Origin of the sequence: Enterococcus sp. DIV0876 (assembly GCF_050529585.1) — a bacterium.
GTDB lineage: Bacteria > Bacillota > Bacilli > Lactobacillales > Enterococcaceae > Enterococcus_D.
On the sequence record NZ_CP172882.1, the window covers coordinates 3,109,751 to 3,116,607 of the forward strand.

Below are 6,857 nucleotides of genomic sequence, written 5' to 3' on the forward strand. Positions count from 1 at the left end.
CTTATGCGGTCCTAGTTTGCCTGCATGGTTTTTGGTTAATTTGTGATTTTCGCAATTTTCCCTTGTTCGATATAGACCATCAAAATACTGATATCCGCTGGGTTGACGCCACTGATGCGGCTGGCTTGGGCAATCGTTTCCGGTTGGATTTTTTGCAGTTTTTGTTTGGCTTCTGTTGCTAAACCGTTGATAGCTGCATAATCGATCATCTCTGGAATTCGCTTCGCTTCCATCCGTTTCAGCTTATCGACTTTTTCGAGGGCTTTTTTGATATAGCCTTCATATTTGATTTGGATCTCAACTTGTTCGATCTCTTTGGGTTTCAATGCATCATTGGCTTCAATAAAAGCCAGCATTTCTTGGTAGGTCACTTCTGGCCGTCGCAAGAAATCGTAAGCAAGAACACCATCTTTCAACGTTGCAGTACCTTTGCCAGTCAAGTAAGCTTGGACTTCTGGCGTTGGTTTGATCCGAATTTTTTTTAAGCGAGCCATTTCTTGTTCTACGGCAGCTTTCTTGGCTAAATAGCTTTGATATTGGTCTTCTTTGACTAAGCCGATATGATGACCGACTTCTGTCAAACGAAGATCAGCGTTATCATGACGGAGCAATAAGCGGTATTCCGCTCTTGAAGTCAACAGACGGTAAGGTTCGTTGGTCCCTTTGGTAACCAAATCGTCGATCATGACACCGATATAGCCATCGCTGCGCTTCATGATAAAAGGTTCTTTGCCTTGAATCTTCAGCGCTGCATTGATTCCAGCAATCAGTCCTTGACCTGCTGCTTCTTCATACCCGCTAGTGCCGTTGGTTTGACCGGCTGTAAATAAATTTTCGATGACCTTTGTTTCTAATGTTGGTCGTAATTGGTGGGGGACTACGACATCATATTCAATCGCATAGCCTGTGCGCATCATTTCGACATTTTCTAAGCCCGCAATCGAATGCAGCATTTGCACTTGGACATCTTCTGGCATTGACGTGGATAATCCTTGCACATAGACTTCTTCCGTATGCAAGCCTTCCGGTTCCAAGAACAATTGATGGCGAGATTTATCTGCAAATCGCACGATCTTATCTTCGATCGACGGACAATATCTGGCACCGACTCCTTCAACGATCCCTGTAAACATGGGCGCCCGATGCAGGTTATTTTGAATGATTTGGTGGGTGCCTTCGTTGGTATACGTCAACCAGCATGGTTCTTGGTTTTGATTATAGTTTTCATCTGGTGTACTGTAACTAAAATGGTTGGGTTGTTCATCCCCTGGTTGGATCTCCGTAACATCATAATTGATAGTACTTGATTTGACCCGAGGCGGTGTGCCTGTTTTAAAACGGGCGATTTCTAAGCCCAACTCTTTTAAATGGTCGGCTAAACCGATGGATGGTTGAGAGTTGTTGGGACCAGAAGAATACTTCAACTCGCCGATAATGATTTCCCCGCGTAAGGCAGTACCAGCAGTGATCACGACTGCTGCAGCTTCGTAGCGTGCCCCTGTGGACGTGACGACACCATGGCATTGTCCATCATCCACCAATAATTTTTCAACGATCCCCTGACGCAACGTCAAGTTGTCTTCTTGTTCGATGGTTCGTTTCATTTCGGCTGCATATGCATGTTTGTCCGCTTGGGCCCGTAATGCTCGGACAGCCGGTCCTTTACCAGTATTGAGCATCCGCATTTGGATATAGGTTTTATCGATGTTTTTTCCCATCTCACCACCAAGGGCATCGATTTCCCGCACAACAACACCCTTGGCTGGACCACCTACGGAAGGATTACAAGGCATAAATGCCACCATATCCAAATTGATCGTTAACAATAAGGTTTTGGCGCCCATTCGACTTGCAGCTAAGGCTGCCTCTGAACCCGCATGACCGGCACCAACAACGATTACATCATAATTTTCTGCTTGATATTCTTGCATGTACTTCTCCTTTGCGCGCTGAAGGCGTCTTTATTTTCCTAGACAAAATTGACTGAACAATTGGGTGATCAGTTCATCTTGCACACTATCTCCAACAACTTCTCCTAAATAATCCCAGCACCGTGTCATATCAATCTGTACCAAGTCAACTGGCATCCCCGCTTCAATACCTTCAATCACTTCAGATAAGGCATGAGCAGCATTTTCTAATAAAGCGATATGACGGGTATTTGACAAGTAAGAGGCATCCTTATCTGTCGTTTTACCGCCGAAAAAGAGATCAGCAATTGCTTGTTCTAATTGATCTAAGCCTTCATTGGTCAATACAGATACCGAGAAAACAGGCTCATCCGTGAGATATGCTTCTAATTCTTCTGAAGAAATTTGGGCAGGCAAATCTGTCTTGTTCAACAGAATGATTCGTCGTGCACCTTTCGTCAAGGTCAACAATTGCTGATCTTGCGGTGTGATTGCTTCACTTTGGTTAAGGACCAATAAAATCAGTTCTGCTTCTTGCAAGGCTTTGCGACTGCGTGCAACACCGATTTTTTCTACGACATCTTCTGTATCACGAATACCCGCTGTGTCGATCAATTTCAATGGTACGCCGCGCACATTGACATATTCTTCAATGACATCCCGAGTGGTCCCGGCAATATCTGTTACAATCGCTTTCTCTTCTTTAAGCAAATGATTCAGCAAGCTGGATTTTCCTACGTTTGGACGGCCGATGATCGCGGTACTTAACCCTTCTCTTAAAATTTTTCCTTGTTGGGCAGTAGCCAGCAAAGCCTCGATCTGGGCTTTGACCATCTGGGCTTTTTCCAATAATAGGCGGGTCGTTAATTCTTCGACATCATCATATTCCGGATAGTCGATATTGACTTCCACTTGGGCCAATGTTTGCAAGATTTCTTGTCTTAATTGGCGAATCAATTGCGATAAATTACCATCTAACTGATTGATGGCTAAGTTCATCGCTTTATCGGTTTTGGCACGAATCAAATCCATAACCGCTTCTGCTTGAGAAAGATCGACCCGACCATTCAAAAAGGCTCGTTTGGTGAACTCACCCGGCTCAGCCAGCCGTGCGCCTTGGCGCAACACCAGCTGTAACAGTTGATTGACAACAACGATCCCTCCGTGACAATTGATTTCAACGACATCTTCCCTTGTAAAGGTCCGTGGTTGCTTCATAACTGATAGCATTACCTCATCCATCAAACGTTCTTCAACAGGGTCTATGATGTGTCCATAATGGATCGTATGACTTGGAACTTCTGCCAATGACTTGCTGCTGGTAAAAATTTTATCAGCGATTGCGATTGCTTGGTCACCACTCAAACGGACAATACTGATAGCTCCTTCTCCTGGGGGAGTAGAGATCGCAGCAATCGTGTCAAATTCTTGCGTAATATTCGCCATGTTCTAGTGCCTCCTATTTTTTTCCATAAAAAAAAGTGCCCACTCCACCCGTTGATTGAACCCAACGAGTAGACTTCGCACTTTGACTGCTTGTCAATTAAATTCTGGGAATAGATTAGCATATTTTCCTTTGTATCGCAAGTTTCTTGGCAAACTTTTAAATTTTGCATATGTGCCTGAAAAACGCTAAAATGTAAGAAAAGAATGAAACGAGGGAAAGCTTATGGATACGACCAAAAATACAGATACATCCGCCCGTATCAAAGAAATCATTTTATCGACAGGTAACGTCAACCGACCTTACATCGTACGGGATATCGTCTTCGCGGCGGACAAAATCGAAGTCGATCTTTTCGATACAAGTATTGATCTAAGTGAATTGATGTCTGACGTCACAATGCGTTTAAAGGAAACAGCCCATCGCTATGGTGCCAACGCTGTGATCAATTGTCATTTCGAACATGATCGCATCGTTGAAGGCGACAAAACATTTCTAGAAATTTTTGCCTATGGCACAGTCGTCCAATTTACCCAATCAACGATTGGCGGGTAACAACGGCTAAGATAAAAATGCGTCAAAAAAAAGAGTCCGCAGCTGGACTCTTTTTTGTTACCAAAGTTTGACCTACGTAGCGTATGTTGACTTTGATAAGAATGATTTGTAATCAAGAATACTTGGTTTCAAATTGCTTGTCAAATACGTTTTTGTACAAAAAAAGAGAAAAGGCTTGATTTAAAGCCTTTCCTCTTTTCAATCAAATTTTTTTGGCTGTTGGTTCTACGACGAGATAGCGATACGGTTCGTCCCCTTCAGAATGTGTCTGAACACCTGTATCTTTGCTTAATACTGAATGAATCTGTTTGCGCTCAAAAGCCGGCATCGGTTCTAAGAAAACGGGACGTCCCGTACGTTTGACTTTTTCAGCGGTACGGCTGGCCAAACGCTCAAGGATCGCTTGCCGTTTTTCGCGATAATCGCCAACATTGATGACTACAGATAACTTGTTTTTGGCAATGCGATGGATATAGACTTGCGCCAAATACTGCAATGCATTGAGCGTTTTGCCATGTTTACCGATCAAGATCCCTTGTTTGTCTGTTTCTAAGTGAAACACGATCAAGCCATCTTGACGCGCAGTTTTGACTAAGGCTGGTGCCTGCAATGCTTTTGAAATATTGGTCAGATAAAGTCCCAATTGGGCCAATGCTTCATCATCTGACAAATCGGTCTTCTGTTGTGCTTGGCTAGGGCTTTCAACTTCAGTCACTGTATCTACGATGGCATCGGGTACAGGTGATTGATCAATGACTTCTTCTGGTGCTAAATCATTCGTAGGTTCAGGTTGTACCAAGGCTCTTTCGATCGACACCCGTGCTGGTTTTTTTCCCATTCCCAAAAATCCTTTTTTACCTTCATCAAGCACTTCGATGATTGCTTGATCTTTGGTCAATCCAAGAACTTGCAATCCTTCTTGGATCGCTTCTTCTACTGTAAGACTTTCATAAATCGGCATTGCAGTGCAGCCTCCTTTTTATTTTTTGCGTTTTTTCTTAGGATTCATCGCTCTATTCAATGCACGCTCGCGTTCTCGCTCCTTGCGCGCTGCTTCTTCACGTTCTTGACGGATCTTAAATGGATTATTCAAAATCAACGTCTGAACCACTTGGAAGGCATTTGAGACGACCCAATACAATGATAGTCCGCTGGCGATATTGATCCCCATCAAAAGAATCATCAACGGCATCGCAAAATTCATGATCTTTAAGCTCGCATTTGACTCTACTTGGCTCATACTTGATAGATACGTACTAGCGAAAGTGAATAATGCCGCCAAAATCGGTAAGATAAAGTAAGGATCATGATCCCCTAATTGCAGCCACAAGAACTTCCCTTCCTGCAAGGCAGGTACCCGAGAGATTGCTTGCCATAATGCCATCAAAATCGGCATTTGTACCAATAAAGGCAAGCAGCCTGCATAAGGATTGACATTGTTTTCTGCATATAACTTTTGCGTTTCCTCTTTTAATTTGCTTTGCGTTTCAGTATCTTTTGACGCATATTTTTGTTGCAACGCTTTGAGTTTTGGTTGCAACTCTTGGGTTTTGCGCATACTTTTCGTTTGAAAGTGCATCAACGGCATCAAAATCACACGAATGATCAATGTAAAGAGAATGATCCCGATCCCTGCATTACCAAATGATAATGCTTTGATGGCTTCTGCAAAATAATACACGACATAGCGATCCCAAATCCCAGTACTTTGTGCATTGACTTCACCTGTTGCACCACAGGCAGATAAGACAACTACTAATGAGAGAACCCCAAAAAGCAGTAAGATGCGTTTTCCTTTTTTCACGTAACTAATTCCTTTCTATTACTGAATGATTTTCGCAAGTTTCAGCACGTGGGCCAAGTTCGAATAAATTTCCTTTGAGGAGCAAGTTGCCGTACTTGGGCGCGCAATAACGATAAAATCGATTGCTGGTGAAATACGCGGTTTCATCTCAGTCAAACTCGCGCGAATTTTTCTTTTCACGGCATTTCGTTTGACAGCATTGCCGACTTTTTTTCCGACGGACAAACCGACCCGAAAATGCGGCTGCTCTTTAGGCAAGACATAGACCACGAATTTCCGATTTGCAAAAGAATTCCCTGATTGGAAAACTTTTTGAAAATCTTGCTCTGATTTTACACGATAAGATTTTCTCATCTCGGTCCCTTCACTTCTTTCGATTATGCTCTGTTACGTCATTGGATACGTAACCACTCACCTGTCAATCATACCATATTTGCGAATCGTCAGGCACTATATTCCGCAAAAACGGCATAAAAAAAAACCACTGGCAAACAGTGGCTTATGCAGAAATAACCTTTCTGCCTTTACGACGACGGCTAGCTAAAACACGACGTCCATTCTTAGTACTCATACGTTTACGGAATCCGTGAACTTTTTGACGTTTACGTTTATTTGGTTGATACGTTCTTTTCATCTATTTCCACCTCCATCAGGATCATGCTTATGCGCACAGACATACTTTGATAGTATAACGAGTCAAGCCCTACTTTGTCAATAACAAGTTGCAGTAATTTCCGTCTCTTTTATCCACAATCCCTGCCAAAAACGTGCGTTAGCTGTTTAAAACCCAAACTTGTGGAAAACTTTTTCCCCACAGTTATTTTTGGCTTTTCCACAAATAAACAGCATGTATAAAACTTATCCACATTTCTTTTTTTAACTGTTGATAAGTCTCAAGAATCCCTTTGATACCAGTATGTGAATTGGGTATTTTTGTGTGGATAACCTGTTGGAATTTTTGCTTATCAACAGAAATAACCGCCTTGTGGAAAACCCTTTTTTGCATATGTGTATCTCTCTTTTATTTTTATCCTCTGGTGTGGAAAAGTATTTTTTTTCTCACCTTTTTTACTTAATCTGTGGAAAACTTTTGCAATCCGTGCTATTTTAGTTATATCTATTTTTAGTTATGGGAGGACAATTT

The 6,857-nt window shown here is 42.4% G+C and carries 7 protein-coding genes; 1 reads left to right on the plus strand and 6 read right to left on the minus strand.

Features of this window, described 5'->3' with window-relative positions; genetic code table 11:
* Positions 1-35: 35 nt before the first annotated feature.
* On the minus strand, positions 36-1,931 hold the full coding sequence (mnmG, locus tag IGI41_RS14730) for a tRNA uridine-5-carboxymethylaminomethyl(34) synthesis enzyme MnmG (protein ID WP_430610526.1): 1,896 nt from the start codon (positions 1,929-1,931) through the stop codon (positions 36-38).
* Positions 1,932-1,961: 30 nt separating this feature from the next.
* Positions 1,962-3,356, minus strand: coding sequence for a tRNA uridine-5-carboxymethylaminomethyl(34) synthesis GTPase MnmE (gene mnmE, locus IGI41_RS14735; RefSeq protein ID WP_430610527.1), 1,395 nt, complete (start codon positions 3,354-3,356; stop codon positions 1,962-1,964).
* Between the two features lie 223 nt (positions 3,357-3,579).
* Between mnmE and IGI41_RS14740 the strand changes: the two genes are divergently transcribed.
* Positions 3,580-3,909, plus strand: coding sequence for a heavy metal-binding domain-containing protein (locus tag IGI41_RS14740; RefSeq protein WP_054116875.1), 330 nt, complete (start codon positions 3,580-3,582; stop codon positions 3,907-3,909).
* 202 nt (positions 3,910-4,111) lie between these two features.
* On the opposite strand, the gene jag is transcribed toward IGI41_RS14740, so the two are convergent.
* From jag to rpmH, 4 genes are all read right to left on the minus strand, one after another.
* On the minus strand, positions 4,112-4,870 hold the full coding sequence (gene jag / locus IGI41_RS14745; protein ID WP_430610528.1) for an RNA-binding cell elongation regulator Jag/EloR: 759 nt from the start codon (positions 4,868-4,870) through the stop codon (positions 4,112-4,114).
* An 18-nt stretch (positions 4,871-4,888) separates the two neighbouring features.
* Positions 4,889-5,713, minus strand: a complete 825-nt coding sequence (locus IGI41_RS14750; RefSeq protein WP_430610529.1) for a YidC/Oxa1 family membrane protein insertase — start codon at positions 5,711-5,713, stop codon at positions 4,889-4,891.
* Between the two features lie 18 nt (positions 5,714-5,731).
* On the minus strand, positions 5,732-6,067 hold the full coding sequence (rnpA, locus tag IGI41_RS14755) for a ribonuclease P protein component (RefSeq protein ID WP_430610530.1): 336 nt from the start codon (positions 6,065-6,067) through the stop codon (positions 5,732-5,734).
* Between the two features lie 145 nt (positions 6,068-6,212).
* Positions 6,213-6,347, minus strand: coding sequence for a 50S ribosomal protein L34 (gene rpmH, locus IGI41_RS14760; protein WP_002356012.1), 135 nt, complete (start codon positions 6,345-6,347; stop codon positions 6,213-6,215).
* Positions 6,348-6,857: the final 510 nt, after the last annotated feature.